We start from the raw sequence: 24515 nt of genomic DNA, 5'->3' as shown, positions 1-24515 counted from the left end.
GGTCAGTCCAGCCCGAGCACGAGAGCAGGACCGTGCCCCGTCGGTCCGACCACGGTCGCCTCGACGCCCGGGTGGTGGGCCGCCAGATACGCCACCAGCGCGTCGAGGAGCTCGCCGTCCGGCGCGTCGCGCCCCAGCACCGTCAGGCTCTCGCCCGGGGTCGCGCGGGGCGCCCGCACGAGCGTGTCGACGGCCGCGGTGACGGCTCCGACGGACGCTGCCTCCACGGCGTGCACGGCGAGACGCGCCAGGGCCGCCTGCGCCGCCGAGCGGCCCTGCGCCGTCGGTCCCTCGCCGGCCAGGGCCAGCGACCCGACGACCGCGCGCAGCTCGTCGCCCGCGGCCAGCGCGTCGATGACCACGCCCGGGACGGACGGGACCGTCGAGACCTCCGCACCCGTTCCCGGCAGGAGGACGACGCGAGCCGCTCCCGTGTCGGTGACCGCGCGCTCGAGGTGCTCGGACCGGACCGGCGCCTCGGGGCAGCGGACGACGACGACGGCACCCGAGGCCGCGTACCAGGCGGCCAGGTCCGGCGCGGCGGTGCAGACCACGACACCCCACCGCTCCCGGCCGTCCGCCCGCCCGTGCAGGGCCGATCCACCCGCGTGCGCACCGGCGAGGAGCCGCACGAGGACCTGCTCGCGTCGGCCCAGCGCGGCGGCGGCGATCGCCGCGGTCGGCTCGTCGGTGTGGACGTGCACGTGCCACCACCCGTCGCCGCCGACGACGGCCACCGAGTCCCCCAGCGCGCCCATGCGCCGCCGGAGCTCCGCGCCCGTGTCGACGACGACCGCGCCGTCCGCCGTGCCGTCGTCACCGACCAGCAGCATGACCTCGTAGGCACCGCCGGTCGTCTCCACCGACTCGAGGTGCGCGGCGGCCGTCGGGAGCCAGTCGAGCGGGACGAGGACCGGCCGCTCGTCGCCGACCGCGCGGGCCAGCGCGTCGAGGACGACCAGGAGGGCGCAGGCACCGGCGTCCAGCACCCGCGCGGCACGGAGCACGGGGTGCACGGCGCTGATCCGGCCGAGCGCCCGCAGCGCCTCCGCGACCGCCTCCCGGAGCATCGTGGACAGGTCCGCGCCCGCGTCGGCCGCGGTCGACGCCGCGTCGGCGACGACGTCGGCCAGCGTGAGCACCGTGCCCTCCTGCGGCTCCACGGTCGCCTCGCGGGCTGCTCGTGCCGCCACGGCCAGCGCGTGCGCGACCTCGCGTGCACCCGCACGGGCGGGCAGCGCACGGGCGAGCCCCGTCAGGTACTGGCTGACGATGACGCCGGAGTTTCCGCGCGCCGCGAGCAGGGCGCCCCGGCCGAACGCCCTCGCCACCTCCGCCGCCGGCGCGTCCGCCGGGACGAGCGCGACCGCGTCGGCACCTCCCCCGACGGTCAGCAGGACGTTGGTCCCCGTGTCCGAGTCCGCGACCGGGAACACGTTGACGGCGTCGATCCGGTCCGCCGCCGCCCCGAGAGCCGTCCGTGCCGCGGCCGCCCAGGCGCGCACCGCCGCTGCCTCCAGCAGGTCCACCGCACCTCCGCCGTCTCGTCCGCGTCCCACCACCAGGCCCTGTGACGAGGCACCACCATGCCTCATCCCACCCACACCACCCAGCCCCATCCCACCCACATTTGGGCCGACGTGCCCGATGGGCTAGTCTTGACCGGTTGCCCGGCCATGCTGGGCACTGGTGGTGCCCGGTGGCGGCCCCCGAATCCTTGTCCGGAAACGGTACGGAGACGGTGTCGCTCGTGCGCCCCGACCCATGACTTCGCCGCACACGCGGCTCATGATCCGCAAAGAGCAACAGGAGAAGACCGTGGCTGCCAACTGCGACGTCTGCGCCAAGGGCCCGAGCTTCGGGCACAGCATCTCGCACTCGCACGTGCGCACGAAGCGGCGCTGGAACCCGAACATCCAGCGCGTCCGTGCCGTCGTCGCGGGGACGCCCAAGCGTCTCAACGTGTGCACGTCGTGCCTCAAGGCCGGCAAGGTGCAGCGCGCCGTCTGACGTCGACCCGACGCGCTCGAAGGCCCGCGAGGTTGTCACCTCGTGGGCCTTCGTCATGTCCGATCCGTGTGGCATGGTGACGTCCATGGTCGAGCAGCTGGACGAGGTGACGATCCGTGTCGCCACCGAGGGGGACGCTTCAGGCATCGCCCGGGTGCACGTGCGGTCCTGGCAGGAGGCGTACGCGGGCATCGTTCCCGACGCGTACCTCGCCTCCCTCGACGCGGGCGAACGCACCGCGCAGTGGGTCCGGTACCTGCGCGAGGGCCCGGCCGACGAGATCCGCACCTGGGTCGCCCTCGCGGCGGACCGCGTGGTGGGCTTCGTCACCGTCGGTCCGAGCCGCGACGAGGACGCAGCCCGCGGTGACCAGGAGATCTTCTCCATCTACCTCGACCCGGGCACCTGGGGTCACGGCGTCGCCCGCGACCTCATGCGGACGGTGATCGCGGCAGTCGGCGAGAAGACCACCGTGACGCTCTGGGTCCTCGCGGACAACGAACGGGCACGGCACTTCTACCGCCGGCACGGCTTCCAGGCGGACGGTGTGGAGCGCTACGACAACATCGGCGGCGAGAGCCTGCTTGAGGTCCGGTACCGCCGCGGCTGACGCTCAGCCGGCGAAGTGGTCCCAGCCCGACCGAGCCGGCGCAGGCACGCCGTCGACGCTCACCCCCGAACCCTCCGCGACGCGCCCGACGGCCCGGAACGGCGGAGGCAGCACTGAGCCGGACGGGAACGTCGCCAGCAGACCGTGATCCTCCCCACCGTCCAGGACCCAGCGCTCGGCCACGGCGCCGAGCTCGACGGCCACGGCACGCAACCGGTCACGATCTGCGTCGAACGCCGCGGTGTCGAGGTCGAGCCGAACTCCGCTCGCGCGCGCGATCCGGCCCGCGTCACGCAGCAGCCCGTCGGACACGTCGAGCATCGCGGTGGCGCCCGCGGCCGCGGCGACCGGCCCGGCCGCGAGCGGTGCGACCGGGCGGCGGTGGGCGTCCACCAGCGCGAGGTCCAGCTCACCGCGGCCCGCCTCCAGCAGCGAGAGGCCCGCTGCGGACCAGCCGGCCACCCCGGCGTGCGCCACCACGTCACCCGGCCGGGCGCCCGAGCGCAGGACCGGCGCGAGCCCGGCGAGGTCCCCGTGCGCGGCGACGGCGACGACGACGGCCGGGCCACCGGAGAGGTCTCCCCCGACGACACCCACCCCGAGCGGCGCGCACTCGGCGGCCAACCCGCGCGCCAGACCCTCGACCCACGACACAGGCAGGTCGCCCGGGATCACCAGGGCGACGACGAGGCTCGTGGGCCGCGCCCCCATCGCGGCGACGTCGGCGAGGTTCTGCACGGCTGCCCGCCGGCCGACGTCCTCCCCCGAGGACCACGCCCGGCGGAAGTGCCGGTCCTCCACCAGGACGTCCGTGGTGACGACGAACCTGCCGTCCGGTGCGGCCACGACCGCGGCGTCGTCGCCGGGTGGGACGTGCGTGTCGGCGCCGACCGGCAGGAGCGGGAAGATGCGCGCGAGGAGCGCGTCCTCGGACAGCTCGGCGACGAGCGGGCCGTCGGACGGTGCGGGGGTGTCGGCGGTCACCCGGACACGGTAGAGGTTCGGCGCGGCCCACGGGTTACGGTGAGCCGGTGCCCTGGATCCACCGGCGACTGCGCCTGATCGTCCCCGTCGCCGGTGTCGTCGCTCTCGGCGGCTGCGCGGTCACGGTGCCCGTCGAGGTGGCCCCGGACGCGACCGAGCCGGTGTGCGCGAGCGTCGTCCTGGCGATGCCGGACTCGCTCGGCGACGGGCTGCCCCAGCGGGACACGACCGCCCAGGCGACGACCGCGTGGGGCGACCCTGCAGCCCCGGTCGTCCTGCGGTGCGGGGTCGAGCCGCTCGGGCCGACGACGGAGCACTGCCAGACCGTCGAGACCCCGGGCGGGGCCTCCGTCGACTGGGTGGTCGTCGAGGGCGACGACGGCTGGACGTTCACCACCTACGGCCGCGAGCCCGCCGTCGAGCTGCACGTCCCGGCCGCGGTCGCGGCGGAGCGCTCGACGGCGTTCGTCGACCAGCTGGGTCCTGCCGTCGCGCTGACCGAGCAGGTCCGCTCCTGCGTGTAGCCGGTCAGCGCCCGTACGTGGCGGCCACGGGGCAGTCGAACGCGGCCCGGTCGGCCAGACCGACGCGGTTGAGGTACGCCACGATGATCTTGTACGACCGGAAGAACCCCACCTCGGTGTACTTCACGCCGAGCTGCTCGCAGTAGTCCCGCACCACGGGCTGCACGTGCTTGAGGTTCGGGCGGGGCATGCTCGGGAAGAGGTGGTGCTCGACCTGGTAGTTCAGGCCGCCCATCATGAAGTCGACGGCCACGCCGCCCCTGATGTTGCGGGACGTGAGCACCTGCCGGCGCAGGAAGTCGACCTTGAGACCGGCCGGGATGATCGGCATGCCCTTGTGGTTCGGCGCGAACGAGCCGCCGAGCAGCACGCCGAACAGGGCCATCTGCACGCCGATGAACGCGAAGGCCTTGCCGGGCGGGAGCAGGTAGAACAGCACCCCGACGTAGACGGCGAGCCGCGTGATGACGATCGGCGCCTCGACCCAGCGGTGCGGCACCGCGCCCTTGGCGAGCAGCAGGCGGACGCTCGAGATGTGCAGGCTGACACCTTCGAGCATGAGGAGCGGGAAGAAGAACCATCCCTGGTTGCGCCCGAACCAGCCCTTCAACCCGGTGCGGGTGTCCAGGACGTCCGCCGTCCAGACGACGACCCCGGGAGCGATGTCCGGGTCCGTGCCCTGCTGGTTGGGCGACGCGTGGTGCCGGTTGTGCTTGTTGCGCCACCAGGTGTGGCTGAGGCCGGCGAACGCCCCGGCGAGGATCCGCGAGGTCCAGTCGTTCCAGGGGCCGGAGTTGAAGATCTGCCGGTGGGCACTGTCGTGGCCGAGGAACGCGATCTGCGTGAGGACGATCGCGAGCCCGGCGGCGACGGCGAGCTGCCACCACGAGTCGCCGACGAGGACCACGGCGACCCAGATGCCTGCGAACGCCAGGACCGCGGCGATCAGGCGCGTCCAGTAGTAGCCGTAGCGGCGCTTCAGCAGGCCCGACTCACGCACGTAGGCCGCGAGCGCCGTGTAGTCCTGGGCGTTCTTCGCGACGCGCGCGGCGGCGGGCGGCGGCGAGACGGCGGCGCTCACGCGAGGCGACCGGGAACGGTGTCGACGAGCTGGCGACGCGGTGAGGCGGCGTGGGGAGGAGCACCCATGACGGTCACGACCGATCTGCGGAGAGCCGTCACTGCGTGTCGGCCAGGCGGCGCACACCCGGGCCGGGGTGCGGTGGGCCGCCCGGAGGACGTCCCGATCATGAGGGAACAGGGGACGGCCACCGTGGTGGTCTCGTCGCTCGCTCCGTCACGACCTACGGAAGCGTAACCTGCGCGGCTCAGATCGCCCACAGGGGTCACCGCAGTCCGGTGGGACGCGCCAACGCCAGGCGCAGGAGCTCATCGACCAGCTCGGCGTAGCCCACACCGGTCGCCTCCCAGAGGCGGGGGTACATCGAGTACGGAGTGAACCCCGGCATGGTGTTGATCTCGTTGACGACCACCTCGCCCTCCGGGGTCACGAAGACGTCGACGCGGGCGAGCCCCTCGCACCCGACTGCCTCGAAGGTCCGGACCGCCGCGTCCCGCACGGCCTCGACGATCCCGTCGGGCAGGTCGGCCGGGCACGCCAGCGTCACGCCGGCCTCGTCGAGGTACTTGGCCTCGAAGTCGTAGAACGTGTGCCGGGGGTCGGTGACGACGATCTCACCGGGCAACGACGCGCGTGCCCGGTCGCCGTCGTGGCCGCCGAGGACGCCGCACTCGATCTCCCGTCCGACGATCGCGGCCTCGACGATGATCTTCGGGTCGTGCACCGCGGCCGCGGCGATGGCGGCCGGCAGGTCGGCCAGGTCGGTCACCCGGGAGATGCCCAGGCTGGAGCCGGCGCGCGCAGGCTTGACGAACAGCGGCAGCCCGAGCTCGGCGATGCGCGCCGTGACGCCGTCGGGGTCGCGGTCCAGCTCGCCCGGGAGCACCACGCGGAAGGGGCCGACGGGCAGGCCGTGGCCCGCGAGCACGAGCTTCATCATGTGCTTGTCCATACCGACCGCGGACGCGAGCACCCCGGCGCCCACGTAGCGCACGTCGGCCAGCTCGAGCAGGCCCTGCAGCGTGCCGTCCTCGCCGAACGGGCCGTGCAGCAGCGGGAAGACCACGTCGACCTCGCCGAGCACCCGAGGCAGCCGTCCCGCCTCGAGCACCTGGACGTCGCGGTCGTCCACGGCCTGCGGGAGCAGCACGTGCGCGGCGGTGTCCTCGACCTGCGGCAGGTGCCCCTCGGAGATGGCCCAGTGCTCGGGGTCGTCGTCGGCGAGCACCCAGCGGCCGGCGGGAGTGATGCCGACGGCGAGGACGTCGTAGCGGTCGCGGTCGATGGCGCGCAGCACGCCGCCTGCCGTCGCGCAGCTGATCGCGTGCTCACCGGAGCGTCCGCCGAACAGGACCATCACGCGGGGGCGGCGGCCGTTCCGGGGGGTCTGTCCACGGGTCTGAGAGGGGGTCTGGTCGTGGCCCGAGGGCTGGGAGGTGGCGTCCATCGCGCCCGACCCTACCTGGCGGCGACCGCTCCTCAGGGCCGTCTGGTCGCATCCGTGGGTCACCCGGGTAACGTGCGGCGCGTGACCTCCGACCACGTGGACGACCTCTCCCCCGCGACGCTCGTCGTCGCCGCCGGCCGGCCCGAGCGCACGCAGGGTGCTCCCGTGAACCCACCCGTCGTGCTCTCCTCCACCTTCGTCTCGCAGGGTGTGCCCGCGCAGGGCGAGCCGCTGTACGGCCGCATGGACGCCGCGACGTGGCACCCGTTCGAGGAGACGCTCGGCACGCTCGAGGGTTCCACGCACCCGGCCCTGGTGTTCGGCTCGGGGATGGCGGCCATCGCGGCGGCGCTCTCCCTGGTGCCCCCGGGTGGCCGACTGGTCCTCCCGCGGCACGCCTACCAGGTCACGCTCGGCTACGCGCAGGACCTGCAGGAGCGCCTCGGCATCGACGTGACGTTGGTCGACATCGACGACACCGCGGCGGTGGTCGCCGCCCTGAGCGACCCGCGGCCCGCGTCCCTGCTCTGGGTCGAGACACCGACCAACCCGATGCTCGAGGTCGCCGACCTCCCGGCGCTGGTCGAGGCGGCGCACGCGGTGGGCGCCCTGGTCGGCGTCGACAACACCTTCGCCACCCCCCTGGTCCAGCGCCCGTTCGAGCACGGGGCGGACGTCGTCGTGCACTCCGTGACCAAGTACCTCGCCGGGCACACGGACGTCGTGCTCGGCGCCGCCCTGGCCGACGACGACGACCTGCACGCGCGGCTGCACGCGTACCGCACGCTGCACGGGTCGATCGCCGGGCCGTTCGAGGTGTGGCTCGCCCTGCGCGGTCTGCGCACGCTCGCGCTGCGGGTCGAGCGGGCGCAGAGCAACGCCGCCGAGCTGGCCCGGCGGCTCGCCGGGCACGCGGCCGTCGCGGAGGTCCGGCACCCGAGCCTGCCCTCGGACCCGGGCCACGAGCGGGCCGCGCGGCTCATGGACGGCTTCGGCGCGATCATCGGCCTGCGCCCGCACGGCGGACCTGCCGCGGCCGACGCCGTCGTCGCCGCGCTGCGGCTGTGGGTGCCCGCCACGAGCCTCGGCGGCGTGGAGTCGACCCTGGAGCGCCGACGCCGCTTCACCACCGAGTCGCTCACGGTGCCGGAGGACCTGCTGCGGATGTCGGTCGGCATCGAGGACGTCGAGGACCTCTGGCGCGACCTCGCACAGGCGCTCGACAGCCTCTAGGCGCCTTCGGCCTTGTGCGGCCGGGCCAGCAGCAGGGGGGCCAGCTGGTCGACCGGCAGGCCTTCGTGCAGCACCTTCACGACCGCCGACGTGATCGGCATCTCGACGCCCAGGGTCGTGGCGAGCTCCAGGACGGACCGGCACGACTTCACGCCCTCCGCGGTGCCCCCGGTGGCGGAGATCGCCTCGTCGAGGGTCATCCCGCGGCCGATGTGGCCGCCGAGCGTGTGGTTGCGCGAGTCCGGCGACGCGCACGTGGCCATGAGGTCGCCCAGCCCGGCCAGACCGGGGAACGTGTCCGCGTCCGCGCCGAGGGCCAGGCCGAGCCGCGTGATCTCCACCAGGCCGCGCGTGATCACGGTCGCCATCGTGTTGTAGCCGAGGCCGCGACCCTGCGAGATGCCGACGGCGAGCGCGATGACGTTCTTCACGGCCCCGCACAGCTCGACGCCGACGACGTCGTCGTTCGTGTACGGCCGGAAGTACGCGGACGCGCACGCCCGCGCCACCAGCTGGGCGGTCGCCTCGCTGGTGGAGGCCACGACCGTCGCCGTCGGCTGCCGGCGCGCGATCTCGAGCGCCAGGTTGGGCCCGGAGACCACGGCGATCCGGTCCGCCGGGATGCCGAGGGACTCCGCGACGACCTCGCTCATGCGACGGTCGGTCGACAGCTCGACACCCTTCATCAGGGAGACGGCCACGGCATGCCCCGCGACGGCGTCAGCCAGGGGCGTCAGGGTGGCGCGCGCGCTCTGCGACGGGATGGCGACCGCGACGACGTCGGCACCGGCGAGCACAGCCCGGGCGTCGCTCGACGCGGTGACCCGTGCGGGGAGCTCGACCCCCGGCAGGTAGGCCTCGTTGCGGTGCTCGTCGGCGATCTGCCGGCAGACCTTCTCGTCGCGACCCCAGACCGTCACGTCGCACCCGGCGTCGGCCATGACGGCGGCGAACGTGGTGCCCCAGGCACCGGCGCCCAGCACCGCGGCACGCAGCCGCGGCGCACCCGGCGTGTGCGGCCGGTCGTGCGTCACCTGGTCCGCCGTCACGGCAGCTCGGGGTGGGTCGCGTGGTCTCCGCCGACCCTCTTCTCGCCCTGCGCGAGCGGCTTGCGCATGTCGTAGCGGACCGCCGGCGGCTCCTCCTCACGCACCTGCGCCAGCAGGGCCGTGATGGCGTCCATCACGCGCTCCGTGGCCTCTCGCAGCGTCGCGGTGTCCTGCGGGCGGTCGTAGAGGTCGTCCAGCACCACCGGAGGGCCGGCGACCACCGTGACGAGCTTGCGCGGGAACGGCTTGAGGAGCTTGCCGTAGCGGGCCAGCAGGTTCTGCGCGCCCCACTGGGCGACGGGGATGACCGGTGCCTTCGTCGTCAGCGCGAGACGCGCGATGCCGGTCTTGCCGACCATCGGCCACAGGTCCGGGTCCCGGGTCAGCGTGCCCTCCGGGAAGACCGCGACGACGTCGCCGTCGCCGATGGCGGTGACGGCTGCGGTCAGCGACTCCCCCGCCGACGAGGTGTTCCGGTACACCGGGATCTGGCCCGTCGCCCGCAGCACGCCCGCCAGCACGGGGATCTTGAACAGCGGCGCCTTGGCCAGGATCTTGGGCGCGACCCCGTTGTCCCACAGGAAGTGGGCGAACGTCAGCGGGTCGATGTTCGTCATGTGGTTCGAGGTGACGATGAACCCGCCCTCGCGGGGGAAGTTCTCGGTCCCGCTCCAGTCGTGGCGCGTCATCGAGCGCAGGATGGGCCGCACGATGTGGGCGACGATGCGGTAGGCGCGATTGGATCTGGCCGGCGGTTGCACGGGAGCCGATGCTACCTGTCAGTCCCGGCTGAACTCGGCGCCGAGCGCCTCGAGCTTCGCCGTGAACCGCTCGTACCCACGGTCGATGAGGCTGATGCCCCGCACCGACGAGGTGCCCTTCGCGGTCAGCGCGGCGATGAGGTGGCTGAAGCCCCCGCGCAGGTCCGGCACCTCGATGTCGGCGGCAGCCAGCGGCGTCGGGCCGGAGATCACGGCCGAGTGGAAGAAGTTGCGCTGCCCGAACCGGCACGGCCGACCGCCCAGGCACTCCTTGTAGACCTGGATGGTCGCGCCCATGCCGACCAGCGCCTCGGTGAACCCGAACCGGTTCTCGTACACGGTCTCGTGCACGATCGACAGGCCCTTGGCCTGCGTCAGGGCCACGACGAGCGGCTGCTGCCAGTCCGTCATGAACCCGGGGTGCACGTCCGTCTCGAGCGTGATCGAGCGCAGATCCCCACCGGGGTGGAAGAACCGGATGCCCGCGTCGTCGATGGCGAACTCGCCGCCGACCTTGCGGAACGTGTTGAGGAACGTGGTCATCTCGGGCTGCGTCGCGCCGCGGACGTAGATGTCGCCACCCGTCGCCAGGGCCGCCGACGCCCACGACGCCGCCTCGATCCGGTCGGAGAGGGCCGTGTGCTGGAACCCGACCAGCCGGTCGACGCCCTCGATCCGGATCAACCGGTCGGTGTCGACGGAGATGATCGCGCCCATCTTCTGGAGCACGTTGATGAGGTCGAGGATCTCGGGCTCGATCGCGGCGTTGGCGAGCTCGGTGACGCCCTCCGCGCGGACGGCCGTGAGCAGCAGCTGCTCGGTGGCACCGACGCTGGGGTACGGCAGCGCGATCTTGGTGCCCTGCAGACGCCGGGGCGCGCGGATGTGGATGCCGTTGTCGGTCTTCTCCACGACCGCGCCGAACTGTCGCAGGATGTCGAGGTGGTAGTTGATCGGCCGGTCGCCGATCCGGCAGCCGCCGAGATCGGGGATGAAGGCCTCACCGAGCCGGTGCAGCAGCGGGCCGCAGAACAGGATCGGGATGCGGCTGGACCCGGCGTGGGTGTCGATGTCCGCGACGTGCGCCGACTCGACGTCCGTCGGGTCGAGGTGCAGGACGCCCGCCTCGGCGTCGGCACCGACCTTGACGCCGTGGAGCTCCAGCAGCCCGGTGACCACGGCGACGTCGCGGATCTGCGGGACGTTGCGCAGCGTGCTCGGGGTCTCCCCCAGCAGCGCGGCGACCATCGCCTTGGAGACGAAGTTCTTGGCACCGCGGACGGTGATCTCGCCCGAGAGCGGGTTGCCACCGTTGACGTACAGCAGGTCGGTCATCGAACCATCGTCTCCCACGCGCGGGCGTGCTCCTGACCGCACGACGACCGGCACGCCGGGCGGGTGCGAAACCTTCACGTGACGGGGCCGGGCGTCACTTCTTCTTGGCGTGACCCTTGCCGGACTTCTTCTTGTCCTTGGCAGTGGACTTCTTCTTGGCCGACTTCTTGGCGTCGGCACGCTTCTTGGCCTCGGCCTTCTTCGCGGCATCGGCGCGCTTCTTGACGTCGGCCTTCTTCGCCTCGGCCTTCACCTTCGCCTTCGCGCTCGCGCTCGCCTTGCTCGATGACGCGACCGACGGCTTCGCCTTCGGCTTGGCTGCCGCCACGGGTGCCGGCTCGGGCGCGGCGACCGGCTCCGGTGCGGCCAGACCCTGGAGGGTGCTCAGGTCCGCGACGGCTCCGAGCGACTCCCCCGATCCTGCCGCGACCCGCGCCCGCAGGGTGGCCCCGGGGTGGAACCGGGCCACCGTCGTCGCGGCGACCTCGAGCGCCTCACCGGTGCGCGGGTTGCGTCCGGTGCGCGCGGCGCGTCCGGTGGCCTCGAACGTCCCGAAGCCGGTGAGCGTGACCCGCTCGCCGGCCGCGAGCGCGGTCGTGATCTCGTCGAGGACGGCCTCCACCGCAGCGGCGGCAGCCGCCCGCGAGGCACCTCGTGCGGCGATCCGGTCGGCGATCTGCGACTTGCCCGGCATGGTGGTCCTCCCTCGGCCGGCGCGCACTGCACCGTGGCCCAGCGCACACGCTAGTCACTGAGACGGTCCGGCGCGCCGCGGGCGGGGAGGGCGCGCCGGACCGGTGTCAGGGGCGGCGGCCGATCTCGACCGGCACTCCGCTCGGCCGTGCGGCGACGATCTCGACGGGCGGCAGGTGCTTGGCCGGCAGGGTGGCGGGGCGCCACGGCTCGCGACGGGCCTCGAACGCGGAGATCTCGTCGGCGTGCTCGAGCGTCAGCCCGATGTCGTCGAGGCCCTCCATGAGGCGCCAGCGCGTGTAGTCGTCGACCTGGAACGGCACCACGACGTCGTCGCAGGTGATCGTCTTCGACTCCAGGTCGACGGTCACCTCCGTGCCCGGTCGCGTCTCGAGGATCTTCCAGATGAGCTCGATGTCCTCCTGCGCCGCCTGCGCGGCCAGCAGACCCTGCTTGCCGGAGTTGCCGCGGAAGATGTCCGCGAAGCGGTTCGAGATGACGACCTTGAAGCCGTAGTCCTTGAGCGCCCACACGGCGTGCTCACGGGACGAGCCGGTGCCGAAGTCGGGCCCGGCGACGAGCACGGAGCCCGACGCGTACGCCTCCTGGTTGAGGATGAACGACGGGTCGCCGCGCCAGGCGGCGAACAGCGCGTCCTCGAACCCGGTGCGCGTGACGCGCTTGAGGTAGACGGCCGGGATGATCTGGTCGGTGTCGACGTTGCTGCGGCGCAGCGGGACCCCGACGCCGGTGTGCTGGCTGAACTTCTCCATGACAGTGCTCGCTTTCCTGGGTCAGACCGTCTGGAGGTCGGTGAGGGGGCTGCCGTCCGGCGTCGGCGCACCGGTGTCGAGGTCGGCATAGGAGGACAGCGTGCCGCGGATGGCCGTCGCGGCGGCGACGAGCGGCGAGACCAGGTGGGTGCGCCCGCCCTTGCCCTGCCGACCCTCGAAGTTGCGGTTGGACGTGGACGCCGAGCGCTCCCCCGGGGCGAGCTGGTCGGGGTTCATGCCCAGACACATCGAGCAGCCGGCGTTGCGCCACTCGGCGCCGAAGTCGAGGAAGATCTTGTCGAGACCCTCTGCCTCCGCCTGGAGCCGCACGCGGGCCGACGCCGGCACCACGAGCACGCGGACGTCGTCGGACTTGTGCTTGCCGCGGATGACCTTGGCCACGGAGCGCAGGTCCTCGATGCGGCCGTTGGTGCACGACCCGATGAAGACCGTGTCGACCTTGATCTCGCGCAGCGGCTGCCCCGGCGTCAGGCCCATGTACTCGATGGCCCGCTCGGCGGCGCCGCGCTCGTCGGCGTCGGCGATCTCCTCCGGCACCGGCACGGAGCCGGACAGCGGCAGGCCCTGGCCCGGGTTGGTGCCCCACGTGACGAACGGCTCGAGGTCCTCGGCCTTGAGGACGACCTCGACGTCGAACTCGGCGTCCTCGTCGGTCTTCAGCGTGCTCCAGTACGCCACGGCGGCGTCCCAGTCGGCACCCTCGGGCGCGTGCGGGCGGCCCTTGAGGTACTCGAACGTCGTCTGGTCGGGCGCGATCATGCCCGCGCGGGCGCCGGCCTCGATCGACATGTTGCAGACGGTCATGCGGGCTTCCATCGACAGCGCCCGGATGGCCTCGCCGCGGTACTCGAGCACGTAGCCCTGGCCGCCACCGGTGCCGATCTTGGCGATGATCGCCAGGATGATGTCCTTGCTGGTGGCGCCCGGGGGCAGCTCGCCGTCGACCGTGATCGCCATGGTCTTGAACGGCGCCAGCGGGAGCGTCTGCGTGGCGAGCACGTGCTCGACCTCGCTGGTGCCGATGCCGAACGCCAGCGCGCCGAACGCCCCGTGCGTGGACGTGTGCGAGTCACCGCAGACGACCGTCAGGCCCGGCTGGGTCAGCCCGAGCTGCGGTCCGACCTGGTGGACGATGCCCTGGTCCGCGTCGCCGAGCGAGTGGATGCGCACCCCGAACTCGGCGGCGTTGTTGCGCAGGGTCTGGATCTGCGTGCGGCTGGTCTCGTCGGCGATGGGCCGGTCGATGTCCAGCGTGGGGGTGTTGTGGTCCTCGGTCGCCAGGGTGAGGTCCGGGCGGCGCACCGGGCGACCCGCGAGACGCAGGCCCTCGAACGCCTGCGGGCTCGTCACCTCGTGGACGAGGTGGAGGTCGATGTAGAGGAGGTCGGGCGCCCCGTCGGTGCCCCGTCGCACGACGTGCGCATCCCAGACCTTCTCCGCCAACGTGCCGGCCATCTTCTCGGTCCGTTCTCTCGTTCGATCCGTCGGCCGGGAGAGTGGTTTTCCCGGCTCGTCTGCCGCCGTACTTGCATCTCAGCCTGCGAGACGCCAATATCGACCTATGGACAACTCTAGCGGAGTCGGCGTGCTGGACAAGGCCGCGTCCGTTCTCAGCGCCCTCGAGGCCGGCCCGGCGACGCTCGCGCAGCTCGTCACCGCCACCCATCTTGCTCGACCCACCGCCCACCGGCTGGCCGTGGCGCTCGAGCACCATCGTCTCGTGGCGCGCGACATGCAGGGTCGGTTCGTGCTCGGACCCCGCCTCTCGGAGCTGGCGACGGCCGCTGGCGAGGACCGCCTCCTCGCCGCCGCCGGGCCCGTGCTCGCCGCGCTGCGCGACCACACGGGCGAGAGCGCCCAGCTCTACCGTCGCCAGGGTGACCAGCGGATCTGCGTGGCTGCCGCGGAGCGCCCGATCGGTCTGCGCGACTCGATCCCGGTCGGCGCCACCCTGACCATGCACGCCGGTTCCGCCGCGCAGATCCTGCTCGCGTGGGAGGAGCCGGACCGGCTGCACCGAGGACTGCAGGGCGCCAAGTTCACCGCGACCATCCTGTCCGGCGTCCGCCGCCGCGGCTGGGCGCAGTCGGTCTCCGAGCGTGAGGTCGGGGTCGCGTCCGTGTCCGCGCCCGTGCGTGGCCCGTCGGGTCGCATCGTCGCCGCCGTGTCGGTCTCCGGGCCGCTCGAGCGCCTCTCCCGCCAGCCGGGCCGGCTGCACGCTGCCGCGGTCGTGTCGGCGGCCAACAGGCTGACCGAGGTCCTGCGACGGACGGCGGACTGACGTGGCCGTGCGCGGTGCCGCGGCGTCGCGGCGCCGCCTGCGCCGGCGCGTCGCCCTGGTCGCCGGCGGCGTCGGGCTGATCCTCGGCGCGGTCCTTGCCCTCCTGGGCGGCGGCGGGGCGGCTGACGCCGTCATCACCGGCGTCCTCGTCGGTGCGATCGCGGCCGTGGTGGGCTGGGGCGTCGTCTCGCTGCTGCCGACGTCGTCGCACGGGCCGCCCGGCCAGCACTGAACCGATCGAGAACGCAGAGGGCCCGGTCACCGTGGTGACCGGGCCAACTTGTGCGTACCCCCGACCGGATTCGAACCGGCGCTACCGCCGTGAGAGGGCGGCGTGCTAGGCCGCTACACAACGGGGGCCTATACGCTGCTCGGCCCGTGGGCCTCGCTTGCGAGTGAACACTCTACCCGATGCTCCGAGGAGATCGAGCCAGCGGTGCTCGCGCTGGGGTACCAGGACTCGAACCTAGACTAACTGAACCAGAATCAGTCGTGCTGCCAATTACACCATACCCCATGGGGGTATAACGCCCGGAGCTCGAAGGTCGCCTGGCGGGGCGGACCAACGCGCATCCGGACGTCGTACCGGCGGTGAACACTACCCGAGCGCTGAGGCCGGGTCCAACTGGCGACCCGCCACGTGACGAAGCACACCCGGGCGGCAATCCTGGTGCGGGCCCGGAGACGTCAACGCGGGACGTTCCCGAGCTCGGACGCGTCGTACCAGAGCAGGTCCCGCTCGTCGAGGCGTGCCGCCGCCTCCTCGTCTCCCCCCGCGGCGAGCGTGACGTCGGCAGCGGCCGCAGGCTCGTCGATGTGCACGCAGATGACGTCGCCCTGCGGCACGGCGCGGGTCAGCTCGACGGCGCTGGGCACGTCGTCGTCACCCGACAGCGCGAGCACCGCCCCGTCCGCGACGTCCACCGACACCACGCACCGCAGCTGCGGCGCGTCCGGCCGATCAGCCAGGAGCTCGAGGGAGTCGTCAGCCGCGGCCAGCTGCGCGGCGTACTCCAGACCCTCGTCGTCCTCGTCGGCGAACATCGCCCGCAGAGCCGGTGTGACCGCGTGGGCGCGACGGGCCGTCAGCGGTCCGGACGCGGAGTCGAGCTGGTCGAGCGAGGCGGGGAGGTAGATGCGCACGAGGCCAGTGTGCCCCGTGCCCGCGCGGCCGCCGGCTCAGGCGCGCACGGCCTCCCCGACGCTCTCCTCGACAGGGACGTCGACCAGCAGCGCATCGACCCGCGCGGCGACCCCCGCCAGGGCGCGACGCACGGGTGACCCCGGGACGGCTTCCCGCAACGTCCGCGCCTCGAGCAGGGCCGCGTCCAGGGCGGGACGGTCGTCGGGCACCAGGTGGGCGTCGACGACCCCCGCGTACCGCGCGAGGGCCTGCCCGACGGCCTCGCCGGGGTGCGGACCGGCCACGGAGGCCCGGACCCGGTTGACCAGCACGAACCGCGTGCTGCCGAGCCCGAGGTCGGTGAGCTCACCCAGACCTCGGACGAGGCGCTGGATGCCCACCGGGTCCCCGGCACCGACCACGAGCACGACGTCCGCCGCCTCGAGGGCGCTGAGCGTGGCGGCGTTGCGGCGCGGCGCCCGCGTGTCGTAGCTGAGCGCCTCGTCCTGCTCCAGGCAGAAGCCGCAGTCGATCACGGTCCACTCCGCGAGCCCGCGCGCGACCGTCCACACCGCGTCGAGCGACGAGGAGGGCAGCTCCGGCCAGCGGTCCGCCCGGGAGATGCCCGACAGGACCCGCAGGTCAGGGGCGATGCTCGGGGTGAGCCGGGCGAGCGTCATCAGGTCGAGGGTGCCCTGCCCGGCGGCGCGAGCGGCTGCCGCGAGCCCGGGGGCCTCATCGAGCATGCCGACCACCTGCGCGACGCTCCCGCCGTAGGTGTCGGCGTCCACGAGCAGCGTCCGGCGCCCGCCGGCGGCGAGCTCCGCGGCCACGTTCACGGCCACCGTCGTGCGGCCCGGGGCACCCGTCGGACCCCACACGGCCACGACGAGGCCACGCGCCGGACGGCGGACCGTCTGCTCGTCGGGCCAGCCCGCGTCCGGCAGCTCGTCCGGCGCGGTACCGAGGATGGCGAGCGCCTCCCGGACGACGTCGCCCGCGGACGCCTCGTCGTGGGGGGCGACCGCCACCAGGTCCGCACCGAGTGCCACGAGCCGCTCACCGAGCCACGGTCGCGTGGCGTCACCGATGCCCACGACGCGCACCCCGGCCCGGTGCAACAGCTCGATCGCCTCACGGTCGAGCAGGTCCAGGTCGCCCGAGACGACGGCCAGCCGTCCCAGCCCCGCCTCGGCGGCCGCGAGCAGCTCGGTGAGGTCGGCGCACCGCCTGGTCACACTGAGCCGTCCGCCCGTCTGCTCGACGGCCTGGACGATGATCGCCTCCGCCGACCCCTGGACGGCACAGAGCACCCCGACGGCCACGTCAGCCTCCCGTGCCGAGGACCGGGACGACGTCGACCGTGCCCTCGGCGGCGAGCGCGGTGAGGACCACGGGGAGCAACGAGCTGGGGACGAGCACCTGGACCGCGCTCCCGCCCGAGGCGCCGAAGGCCCCTGACGGCGTGCTGACCTCGGCGACCGTGAGACCTCCCGCCAGCTCGTCCGGCTCCGCCGGCTCGGTGCCCTCCTTCGGGGCGGGAGGTGTGAACCACAGGTCCACGAGCGCACCCGGCACCACGTCGCTCGACGGTGCGCGCGTGAGCGTCACCGAGACGGGACGCAGGTCGAGGTCGGCGGCCGAGCCCACCGCCGACGCGGGTACCAGCTCCCCGCGGCCGACGGCACGGACGGCCACACCGTCGCCGGCGACCGGCTGGTCGGCGCGCAGGTAGTGGTCGAGGTCGACCGTGCCCAGCCGCACGTCGACGACCGCGAGGTCCGCGGCCGTGACGCGATCTCCGGGCACCAGCGCGGCACGCGTCACGTACACGGGAACCGTGGCCTGGGCCGTCCGGACCGCCCACGAGCCGAGCAGCACCGACGCAGCGACCATCGCGACACCCGCCAGGAGCCGAGGGTCACGCCAGCCGGGGCGTCGCAGCCGTGCTGCCACCGGTGCGGGCAGGTCCATCACGCTCGTGTCCATCGGCTCCCCTGGTTCGCGGTGCATCGCTGCAGACGGCCATCCTGCCGTCTGCGGACCGACGCGAACGGAGCATTGTGGACAACCGGGTCCGGGCGCCACCGCGTGCCACACTGCGGTCATGCCTTCGCGGTTCCTGACCCTCGCGGACGTCACCGAGGTGCTGAACATCTCGGCGCCGCAGGCCTATGCGCTCGTACGCTCCGGTGAGCTGCCCGCCATCCAGATCGGCGGCCGGCTGCAGTGGCGCGTCGAGTCGACCGAGCTGGAGAAATACATCCAGCGGATGTACGAGCAGACGCGCGCCCGGATCTCCAGCGACGGCAGCACCGTCGACGACGCCACGGACTGACCGGCTCTCAACCGGACTGGACCACCGCCAGCGTCGCGAACGCGACAGCCCATCCCCCACGGCGTGCCCCGTCCACCTCCACGAGGTCCAGGTGGTCCGCGCCGACCCGTTCGATGCGGCCCGTCAGGTCGGCGCCGCCTGCCCGCACCCGGACCACCACCCGGTCCCGCGCGAGCGCACGCAGCGCGTGCCCCAGCCCCAGCCGCGACTCCACCGCGCCGGGCGCAGGCGCTGCGTGCGCGGCGAGACCGTCGACCGCCACCGCGGCAGCGAGCGGGACGAGGGCGCGGCGCACGGAGGACGTGGCCAGCAGGAGCCACTCCGGGGCTGCGTCGATGAGCTCCCCCTCGAGCACGTCGGCGCCTCCGACCAGCATCCGGACCGGGCGACCGACCGACGCGCGCGCCCGCGCGGCGAGCGTGATCGAGGCCCGCTCGGCGCGCGCGAGCTCAGCCACGTCCGCCCGGACGTCGGCGAGCCGACCAGCCGCGAGCTGGGCCTCCATGTCCGCGAAGAGCGACTCCCACCGCATCCGTGCACGGTAGCGGGGTGGTCACGGACGGGACTCGGCCGTCCGCCGTCGCCGCGTCCACGCCTCGTCGACGACGACGGCGAGGCCGACCAGGACGATCATGGCCCAGAACGAGCGCCGGTCCGACGCGTACAGGTCCACGACGAACCACACCAGCACGACGCCGGAGACCGCCACCGCGACCGCGGTCAGCACCAGGGACGCGCCGAGCTCGGTCCGCAGCCGGAACGCCGCCACGGCGACGAGCAGGAAGACCGCGAGCGACACGGCGCTGCCCACGGAGGCGAGGGCTCCCACGCTGAGCACGGTGACGAGCGCGACCGTCAGTGCCGCCGTGATGAGCAGCCCGCCGTGCCGGCCCAGCCGCGTGCCGGGGCCGAACACCCGCGGAAAGGTCCCGGAGCTCGCCAGTGCGGCGCTCAGCCCGACCGAGCCGTACAGCATCGCGGTCACCGTGGAGGCCGTCGCCAGCAGCGCCGCGCAGGCCATCATCACGAACCCGGCCTGTCCGAGCGCCGGTTCCGCCGCGACGGCCAGAGCCGTCGGCCCCGCGGCGACCACCTCGTCGACGGGCAGGGTGCCGAACACCGCGAGCGCGACGGCGACGTAGAGCACGGTGGTGATCGCGAGCGCGGCGTACATCGCGACGGGGAGCTCGCGCCGAGGCTCGGCGAGGTCGTCGCCCGAGAACGAGATCACCGCGAAGCCGAGGAACGCGAAGAACGTCAGGGCGATGCTCGCCACGATGTCGTCCACGCCCGGGTAGGTGCTCGGCGCGAGGAGCGCGGCGTCCACGTGCGGGAGCGTGCCGACGACGAACACCGCGAACACGATGAGGAGCAGGCCCACGATCGCCGTCTGCACCCGGTCGATCAGGCGCGGCCCGGCGACGGTGACCCCGGTTCCGAGCGCGACCAGCGCCACGGCGCACAGCTTCGACAGCCAGCCTCCCGGAGGTGCGTCGGCGAGCAGCACGGCGGCGTAGTCCCCGAACGAGGCGGCGACCATCGCGCCCACCACGACGATCGCCGTCAGGTACCCCAGCCACGCGGCGACACCGACGAGCCGGCGGCTGCGGAAGCCGTGCTGCAGGTACACGATCAGCCCACCGGACGACGGCCAGCGCATCGCGAACTTCACGAGCGTGTACCCGAGCGTCGCGGACATCGCCCCGGCCAGCAGAAACGAGATCCACACCGCGGAGCCGGCGACCGCGCCGGCCTGCCCGAGCAGCGCGAAGATCCCTGCACCGACCATCGCGCCGATCCCGAGCACGACGGCGCCGCGCACGGTCAGCCGGCCTGAGGCCGCGGGTGCCGGCTCGGACATCGGTGCCCCCTCGGGTGCGGCCGCAGGTGCGGGCAGGCCCGACGATAGCCGCGACACCGAGCGGCGCGGGGGACTTTGCCTGCGTCGGACGCGGCCGCACGCACGGGAGCGGGGTCGCACCGTGGGGCGCGACCCCGCTCCCGTGGGTGGGTCAGCCGACGGCCGGGGTGATCGGCAGGGAGACCCCGTTCACGAAGAGCGCCACGGGTCCGGTGGGCGTGACGGCGCCGTAGGTGGTCGAGCCATAGCTGACAGCACCCTCGAGCAGAACTCCGGCGACGGGGTCGTTCTCCACGACGTCGTTCGTCAGGTCGGTGACACCGGGATTGCCGCCGAGGCAGTCCGCGGGGTTCTCACCGGGCTCGGCCTGCCAGCCGTCCCAGACGACCTCGCCGAAGGTGTAGTCACCGAACGACCAGTCACCGAACGACGGGTCGCCCCACGAGACGGGATGCCGTGGCTGCGGACGGGTGCGTCTCGCCCGGCAGGGAGCACAATGGGGCATGGCTCGCGCACACGCACCCCGCTTCCTGGGTACGCTGCGCCCCGCGTTCGTACGTTAGCCCTCGCCTGTCCGTAGGACTCCTGGCGAGGGCTCTCCTGTGCTCGTCGAGCAGATCTCGACTCGAGCTTCTCTCCCTCAGGACGCGTACGGACGGACGGAACGACCATGCACACCTCGACCACCTTCAGCGACCGCTACCGCGGCTGGGAGGATGCCGGCGCCTTCACCACCAGTGAGACCGCCGGAGCGCCCACCTGGGCGATGATCCTGCCGCCGCCGAACATCACCGGCGACCTGCACATGGGGCACGCCTACGAGCACACCCTGTCCGACGCCCTGACGCGGTGGCAGCGGATGCGCGGAGCCGACACCCTGTGGCTTCCCGGGCTCGACCACGCCGCCATCGCGACGAACGCCCTCCTCGAGCGGCAGCTGCGCGCCGAGGGCACGAGCAAGGACGAGATCGGCCGCGACGCGTTCACGCGACGGGCCTGGGACTGGACGGCCCGATGCACCGCGGGCATCACCCACCAGATGCGGCAGCTCGGCGCCGGCCCCGACTGGGACCGGCTGACGTTCACGCTCGACGACGGGCCGAGCCGCGCGACCCGGACAGCGTTCACGCGCCTGTTCGACGAGGGGCTCATCCACCGTGCCGAGCGCGAGACCCTCTGGTGCCCGGGCTGCGCGACCACCTTGTCCGACATCGAGGCGGACGAGACGCCCGCCGGCCCGACGTGCTCCCGCTGCAGCACCCCGCTCGAGATCCGCACGACTCAGCAGTGGTTCCTGCGGACCAGCGCCCTGGCGTCCGCGGCGCGGGAGGCGATCACGACCGGCGCCACCACCATCGAGCCGGCCGAGGCGCACCGGGACTACCTGCGGTGGGCGGACAACCTGGAGGACTGGTGCCTCTCTCGGCAGCTGTGGTGGGGTCACCGGATCCCCATCTGGTACGCACCCGACGGGCAGGCTCGCGCCTTCGCGTCGGACGCCGAGATCCCGTCCGGCTGGACCCAAGACCCGGACACGCTCGACACGTGGTTCTCCTCGGCGCTGTGGCCGCTGTCGACGCTCGGCTGGCCGGACGACACGGCGGACCTGCGCCGGTTCTACCCGAACGACCTGCTCATCACCGGCACCGACCTGATCTTCTTCTGGGCGCTGCGGATGTCGCTGCTCTGCACCCACCTGACCGGGCGGCCCCCGTTCCGTCGGATGCTGCTGCACGGGCTGATCCGGGATGCCGACGGCAAGAAGATGTCGAAGAGTCTCGGCAACGCGATCGACCCGTTGCCGCTCATCGCGGAGCACGGGCCCGACACCCTGAGGTTCGCGCTGGCGCGCAGGTCCCGGCCGGGGGCGGACATCCTGTTCAGGCCCGAGGACCTGCAGGGTGCTCGGGGGTTCCTGACCAAGCTGCGCAGCATCACGGACCTGGCGGGCCGGTCGGGGTGCGCCTGGCGGAGCGCCCGTCCTGCTCCTGCGCACCTGCTGGACCGCTGGCTCCTGACTCGCCTGGACTCCGCTCTCGCCGGGGCTGCGGCAGGCTACGACGCCGGAGACCTGGCACGCGCCGCCGGCGAGCTTGCCGCGTTCGCGGAGGACGACCTCTCGGGCCTGTACCTGGAGGCTCGCAAGGACGACCTGTACGGAGGCGACAGGAGCGCGCGTGATGCCCTCTCGTTCGCCGTGAGCACGCTGCTGCTGGCGCTGCACCCGATGCTGCCGTTCACCACCGAGGAGCTCGCCGAGGACCTCGGCTGGACCGGCATCATGGACCGGCTCCGGTGCCCGGCGCCCGCTGCTCCCGACCACGAGGCGGGCGCGGCCGGCGAGCAGCTGCGGGCGCTGCGCGACGCGGCGCGTGAGCACCGCGGCAGGCAGGGGTTCGCCCCCGCGGCGTGGCTCCCGGCGCACGCGGAGGGGGTCACGCTGTGGACCGAGCTGTGCCGTACGGCTCGGCTCACGTCGGGCGACCCCGACCCGGGGACGCGCCTGCGCCGGTGGGGTGCGACGCTGACGCTGCCGTCGACGCCTGAGCTCGACGAGGCGCAGCGGCGCGGCCTGGAACGTCGGCTGGACCAGGCCCGCACGCAGGTCGCCGCCTTGTCCGCCCGGCTGGCTCAGCCCGCGTTCCTCCAGCGCGCGCCCGCGGCGGCGCAGGCGAAGACGCGGCGGGACCTGGCCGCCAACGAGCTCGAGCGCGATCGCCTGATCGGCCTGCTCGAGCTCGCCTCGGGAGCGCACCCGCGGGCACGGTGACTCCCCTGCACAACAGCCGCATGCCGGACATCACTGGACATACCCAGGCGCACTCAGGTACATCTAGCCCCAGCAAGATTTATCAAACTGCATCAAACGACATGGTCAGGGGCAGACATGGTGGGCACCGGGATGCGGAGAACAGGGGCGTCGATCGGCGGGCTGCTCGCGGGGACGCTGGCGTCAGCCACGCTGGCGGGGGTGCTGGCGCTGCACGTGCGGGCCGTGCTGTCGGACCACGTCGGACCATGGCAGGTCGACACGGTGATCGAGCTCGCCGTGGCAGGCGTCGGGTCACTCGTCGCGGCCTGGCTGGCGGCCGGCGCGCTGCTGGCGACGGTGTGCGTCGTCGTCCGTGCGGCGGGTGCGAGCTGGCGTGCCGGCGAACGTCTGGTCCACCGGTGCGCACCCCAGGTCGTGCGCAAGGCGCTCGTGCTCGCCGTCGGCGCCGGGATCGGGCTCGGCATGGCGACGGGTGCGTCGGCCGCGGTCCCGGAACCATCCGCGACCGTCGCGGCGGTCGAGGCAGGCGACGACGTCGTGCCGTCCGACCTCGGCTGGACCGTGACCACGTCGGCGTCTCCGACCGCCGCACCGACTGCTGCAGCCGCCGCGGCGGAGACGTCGCCGGACCCCACCACTCCTCCCCCGCCCGGACCTACCGCAGCGCCTGTGACCGACGCGGCGGTCGTCGCGCTCACCGCTGCCGCACCACCCGCGACAGCACCCCCGACCCCCGTCACCACGGCCGACGCCGTCGTCGTGGCAGCCGGGGACAGCCTCTGGTCGATCGCCGCCCGGCACCTCCCGCCGGACGCCACCGACGCGGAGGTCGCCGCTGCATGGCCACGCTGGTACGAGGCGAACTCCGCCGTGATCGGCGCCGACCCCGGCCTGATCCAGCCCGGTCAGGTGCTCATGGTGCCCGCGCCGGCCGAGGAGCCGGCACTGTGAGCGCCGCCACCGTCGGTGCCGTGGTGCTCGCCCACGGCCGGACCCCCGCCGAGGACGCCTTCGCCCGGGTCCGGGGGACGGAGCGCGGTCCCGCCTCACAGCGTCCGTCCGGTCCTGCTCGCCCGGGAGGCGTCCGCCCGCGGCGACCCCAGGTCCGGCTGGTGCCCGCCGTCGCGCCTGCCGTCGTCGAGGAGGCGACCGGCCCCGCCCACGCGGTGCCCGAGACCGCCGCCGGCCGCATCGCGGTCCTGCGGGTCAGCGACCGGTCGCTCGTCATGGAGGCCGACGACGACGCCGCCCGCCCCCTGCCCGACGGCGACCCCTCGACGGTCGCGCGCGCGGTCGCGCTGGCCTCGCTCGAGGTGCTCGCCGGCCGGCGTTCCGTGGCACAGCTGGCGCGGTGGCTGACCCCAGGGGTGTACGAGTCCCTCCAGGTCCGGGCCGGCCTGACCCAGCGTGTTCTCGGCACCAGCGGCGGGACCCGCCCGCCGGTGATCCGCCGCACCCGAGCCTGCCGCGTCGACTCCCACGTGCTGGAGGCGACGATGGTGGCCGACGACGGGGTCCGGGTGCGCGCGGTCGCGCTGCGCCTCGAGGGCCACCGGGGCGCCTGGCGCGTCACCGCTCTCGAGATCGGCTGAGCCCCGACGCACGAAAGCCCGCCCCC

At 73.5% G+C, this 24515-nt stretch carries 26 protein-coding genes and 2 tRNA genes; 10 read left to right on the top strand and 18 right to left on the bottom strand.

The annotated features are described in order from the left end of the window. Positions 1-2: 2 nt before the first annotated feature. Positions 3-1529: a DAK2 domain-containing protein gene (locus tag ASD16_RS03790; protein WP_055913005.1), complete on the bottom strand. Its 1527-nt coding sequence runs from the start codon at positions 1527-1529 to the stop codon at positions 3-5. A gap of 289 nt (positions 1530-1818) precedes the next feature. Here ASD16_RS03790 and rpmB point away from each other — a divergent pair, with 289 nt between their 5' ends. Together rpmB and ASD16_RS03780 are read left to right on the top strand one after the other, a co-directional pair. Continuing rightward, a complete protein-coding gene (gene rpmB / locus ASD16_RS03785; RefSeq protein ID WP_029289091.1) occupies positions 1819-2010 on the top strand; it encodes a 50S ribosomal protein L28 in 192 nt (63 codons plus the stop codon). A gap of 85 nt (positions 2011-2095) precedes the next feature. Then, positions 2096-2620, top strand: coding sequence for a GNAT family N-acetyltransferase (locus ASD16_RS03780; RefSeq protein WP_055915661.1), 525 nt, complete (start codon positions 2096-2098; stop codon positions 2618-2620). Positions 2621-2623: 3 nt separating this feature from the next. Here the strand turns inward: ASD16_RS03780 and ASD16_RS03775 are convergent, their stop codons facing one another. After that, the gene (locus ASD16_RS03775; protein ID WP_055913002.1) at positions 2624-3604 is read right to left on the bottom strand and encodes a thiamine-phosphate kinase; all 981 of its coding nucleotides are present in this window, start codon (positions 3602-3604) and stop codon (positions 2624-2626) included. 47 nt (positions 3605-3651) lie between these two features. Here ASD16_RS03775 and ASD16_RS03770 point away from each other — a divergent pair, with 47 nt between their 5' ends. Next, on the top strand, positions 3652-4128 hold the full coding sequence (locus ASD16_RS03770; protein ID WP_369817904.1) for a DUF3515 family protein: 477 nt from the start codon (positions 3652-3654) through the stop codon (positions 4126-4128). Positions 4129-4132: 4 nt separating this feature from the next. Here the strand turns inward: ASD16_RS03770 and ASD16_RS03765 are convergent, their stop codons facing one another. Then, positions 4133-5209, bottom strand: coding sequence for an acyl-CoA desaturase (locus ASD16_RS03765; protein WP_055913000.1), 1077 nt, complete (start codon positions 5207-5209; stop codon positions 4133-4135). A gap of 265 nt (positions 5210-5474) precedes the next feature. Further along, positions 5475-6656 carry a D-alanine--D-alanine ligase family protein gene (locus ASD16_RS03760; RefSeq protein WP_055912998.1) on the bottom strand — a complete coding sequence of 394 codons (1182 nt, stop codon included), beginning with the start codon at positions 6654-6656 and terminating at the stop codon, positions 5475-5477. Positions 6657-6737: 81 nt separating this feature from the next. Here ASD16_RS03760 and ASD16_RS03755 point away from each other — a divergent pair, with 81 nt between their 5' ends. Continuing rightward, positions 6738-7889 (top strand): PLP-dependent aspartate aminotransferase family protein, encoded by a 1152-nt coding sequence (locus ASD16_RS03755; RefSeq protein WP_055912996.1) that lies wholly within the window; start codon positions 6738-6740, stop codon positions 7887-7889. On the opposite strand, the gene ASD16_RS03750 is transcribed toward ASD16_RS03755, so the two are convergent. The 6 genes from ASD16_RS03750 to leuC form a co-directional block, all read right to left on the bottom strand. Then, positions 7886-8938 carry an NAD(P)H-dependent glycerol-3-phosphate dehydrogenase gene (locus ASD16_RS03750; protein ID WP_082570570.1) on the bottom strand — a complete coding sequence of 351 codons (1053 nt, stop codon included), beginning with the start codon at positions 8936-8938 and terminating at the stop codon, positions 7886-7888. The two genes, ASD16_RS03755 and ASD16_RS03750, sit on opposite strands and share 4 nt — an antisense overlap. Next, a complete protein-coding gene (locus ASD16_RS03745) occupies positions 8935-9699 on the bottom strand; it encodes a 1-acyl-sn-glycerol-3-phosphate acyltransferase (RefSeq protein ID WP_055912994.1) in 765 nt (254 codons plus the stop codon). The genes ASD16_RS03750 and ASD16_RS03745 overlap by 4 nt, the downstream gene beginning before the upstream one ends. Before the next feature lie 18 nt (positions 9700-9717). After that, positions 9718-11034: a UDP-N-acetylglucosamine 1-carboxyvinyltransferase gene (gene murA, locus ASD16_RS03740; RefSeq protein ID WP_055912991.1), complete on the bottom strand. Its 1317-nt coding sequence runs from the start codon at positions 11032-11034 to the stop codon at positions 9718-9720. Between the two features lie 94 nt (positions 11035-11128). Further along, entirely contained in the window at positions 11129-11728 is a 600-nt protein-coding gene (locus tag ASD16_RS03735) for an HU family DNA-binding protein (RefSeq protein WP_055912989.1), read from the bottom strand. 106 nt (positions 11729-11834) lie between these two features. Next, positions 11835-12500, bottom strand: a complete 666-nt coding sequence (gene leuD, locus ASD16_RS03730) for a 3-isopropylmalate dehydratase small subunit (protein ID WP_055912987.1) — start codon at positions 12498-12500, stop codon at positions 11835-11837. A gap of 21 nt (positions 12501-12521) precedes the next feature. Further along, positions 12522-13976, bottom strand: coding sequence for a 3-isopropylmalate dehydratase large subunit (gene leuC, locus ASD16_RS03725; protein ID WP_055912984.1), 1455 nt, complete (start codon positions 13974-13976; stop codon positions 12522-12524). A 106-nt stretch (positions 13977-14082) separates the two neighbouring features. Here leuC and ASD16_RS03720 point away from each other — a divergent pair, with 106 nt between their 5' ends. Next, a complete protein-coding gene (locus tag ASD16_RS03720; RefSeq protein ID WP_028046824.1) occupies positions 14083-14802 on the top strand; it encodes an IclR family transcriptional regulator in 720 nt (239 codons plus the stop codon). 1 nt (position 14803) lies between these two features. Beyond that, positions 14804-15034, top strand: coding sequence for a hypothetical protein (locus ASD16_RS03715; protein WP_055912980.1), 231 nt, complete (start codon positions 14804-14806; stop codon positions 15032-15034). 55 nt (positions 15035-15089) lie between these two features. Here ASD16_RS03715 and ASD16_RS03710 read toward each other — a convergent pair. The 5 genes from ASD16_RS03710 to ASD16_RS03690 all read right to left on the bottom strand — a co-directional run bounded on the left by ASD16_RS03710 (position 15090) and on the right by ASD16_RS03690 (position 17914). Continuing rightward, a tRNA-Glu gene (locus ASD16_RS03710) sits at positions 15090-15162 on the bottom strand. Between the two features lie 85 nt (positions 15163-15247). Beyond that, positions 15248-15319, bottom strand: a tRNA-Gln gene (locus ASD16_RS03705). A gap of 170 nt (positions 15320-15489) precedes the next feature. Beyond that, the gene (locus ASD16_RS03700) at positions 15490-15945 is read right to left on the bottom strand and encodes a hypothetical protein (RefSeq protein ID WP_055912977.1); all 456 of its coding nucleotides are present in this window, start codon (positions 15943-15945) and stop codon (positions 15490-15492) included. Between the two features lie 36 nt (positions 15946-15981). Continuing rightward, positions 15982-17250, bottom strand: a complete 1269-nt coding sequence (locus ASD16_RS03695) for a P-loop NTPase (protein WP_055912974.1) — start codon at positions 17248-17250, stop codon at positions 15982-15984. 1 nt (position 17251) lies between these two features. Beyond that, entirely contained in the window at positions 17252-17914 is a 663-nt protein-coding gene (locus ASD16_RS03690) for a hypothetical protein (RefSeq protein WP_055912971.1), read from the bottom strand. Positions 17915-18032: 118 nt separating this feature from the next. Between ASD16_RS03690 and ASD16_RS03685 the strand changes: the two genes are divergently transcribed. Then, complete coding sequence (locus ASD16_RS03685) at positions 18033-18263, top strand: helix-turn-helix domain-containing protein (protein ID WP_055912969.1); 231 nt, start codon at positions 18033-18035, stop codon at positions 18261-18263. A gap of 7 nt (positions 18264-18270) precedes the next feature. Here ASD16_RS03685 and ASD16_RS03680 read toward each other — a convergent pair whose 3' ends face one another. The 3 genes from ASD16_RS03680 to ASD16_RS03670 form a co-directional block, all read right to left on the bottom strand. Continuing rightward, a complete protein-coding gene (locus ASD16_RS03680) occupies positions 18271-18795 on the bottom strand; it encodes a hypothetical protein (protein ID WP_055912966.1) in 525 nt (174 codons plus the stop codon). 21 nt (positions 18796-18816) lie between these two features. Continuing rightward, positions 18817-20124, bottom strand: coding sequence for an APC family permease (locus ASD16_RS03675; RefSeq protein WP_055912963.1), 1308 nt, complete (start codon positions 20122-20124; stop codon positions 18817-18819). 151 nt (positions 20125-20275) lie between these two features. Continuing rightward, entirely contained in the window at positions 20276-20629 is a 354-nt protein-coding gene (locus ASD16_RS03670) for a hypothetical protein (RefSeq protein WP_055912961.1), read from the bottom strand. A 165-nt stretch (positions 20630-20794) separates the two neighbouring features. Between ASD16_RS03670 and ASD16_RS03665 the strand changes: the two genes are divergently transcribed. The 3 genes from ASD16_RS03665 to ASD16_RS03655 all read left to right on the top strand — a co-directional run bounded on the left by ASD16_RS03665 (position 20795) and on the right by ASD16_RS03655 (position 24489). Next, entirely contained in the window at positions 20795-22894 is a 2100-nt protein-coding gene (locus ASD16_RS03665; protein WP_055912959.1) for a class I tRNA ligase family protein, read from the top strand. A gap of 132 nt (positions 22895-23026) precedes the next feature. After that, entirely contained in the window at positions 23027-23848 is an 822-nt protein-coding gene (locus ASD16_RS22155) for a LysM peptidoglycan-binding domain-containing protein (protein ID WP_157453779.1), read from the top strand. Further along, positions 23845-24489, top strand: coding sequence for an Rv3235 family protein (locus ASD16_RS03655; RefSeq protein WP_055912953.1), 645 nt, complete (start codon positions 23845-23847; stop codon positions 24487-24489). The genes ASD16_RS22155 and ASD16_RS03655 overlap by 4 nt, the downstream gene beginning before the upstream one ends. Positions 24490-24515: the final 26 nt, after the last annotated feature.

This window comes from Cellulomonas sp. Root485, from assembly GCF_001426705.1.
Classification (GTDB): Bacteria; Actinomycetota; Actinomycetes; order Actinomycetales; family Cellulomonadaceae; genus Cellulomonas.
This window is presented reverse-complemented; position numbering and strand designations above follow the sequence as displayed.

Coding starts and splice junctions, on each gene's coding strand:
- ASD16_RS03780 (WP_055915661.1), top strand. CDS start 2,096: ATGGTCGAGCAGCTGGACGAGGTGACGATCCGTGTCGCCACCGAGGGG.
- ASD16_RS03760 (WP_055912998.1), bottom strand. CDS start 6,656: ATGGACGCCACCTCCCAGCCCTCGGGCCACGACCAGACCCCCTCTCAG.
- murA (WP_055912991.1), bottom strand. CDS start 11,034: ATGACCGACCTGCTGTACGTCAACGGTGGCAACCCGCTCTCGGGCGAG.
- ASD16_RS03735 (WP_055912989.1), bottom strand. CDS start 11,728: ATGCCGGGCAAGTCGCAGATCGCCGACCGGATCGCCGCACGAGGTGCC.
- leuD (WP_055912987.1), bottom strand. CDS start 12,500: ATGGAGAAGTTCAGCCAGCACACCGGCGTCGGGGTCCCGCTGCGCCGC.
- leuC (WP_055912984.1), bottom strand. CDS start 13,976: ATGGCCGGCACGTTGGCGGAGAAGGTCTGGGATGCGCACGTCGTGCGA.
- ASD16_RS03720 (WP_028046824.1), top strand. CDS start 14,083: ATGGACAACTCTAGCGGAGTCGGCGTGCTGGACAAGGCCGCGTCCGTT.
- ASD16_RS03690 (WP_055912971.1), bottom strand. CDS start 17,914: ATGGACACGAGCGTGATGGACCTGCCCGCACCGGTGGCAGCACGGCTG.
- ASD16_RS03685 (WP_055912969.1), top strand. CDS start 18,033: ATGCCTTCGCGGTTCCTGACCCTCGCGGACGTCACCGAGGTGCTGAAC.
- ASD16_RS03680 (WP_055912966.1), bottom strand. CDS start 18,795: ATGCGGTGGGAGTCGCTCTTCGCGGACATGGAGGCCCAGCTCGCGGCT.
- ASD16_RS03675 (WP_055912963.1), bottom strand. CDS start 20,124: ATGTCCGAGCCGGCACCCGCGGCCTCAGGCCGGCTGACCGTGCGCGGC.
- ASD16_RS03670 (WP_055912961.1), bottom strand. CDS start 20,629: ATGCCCCATTGTGCTCCCTGCCGGGCGAGACGCACCCGTCCGCAGCCA.
- ASD16_RS03665 (WP_055912959.1), top strand. CDS start 20,795: ATGCACACCTCGACCACCTTCAGCGACCGCTACCGCGGCTGGGAGGAT.
- ASD16_RS22155 (WP_157453779.1), top strand. CDS start 23,027: ATGCGGAGAACAGGGGCGTCGATCGGCGGGCTGCTCGCGGGGACGCTG.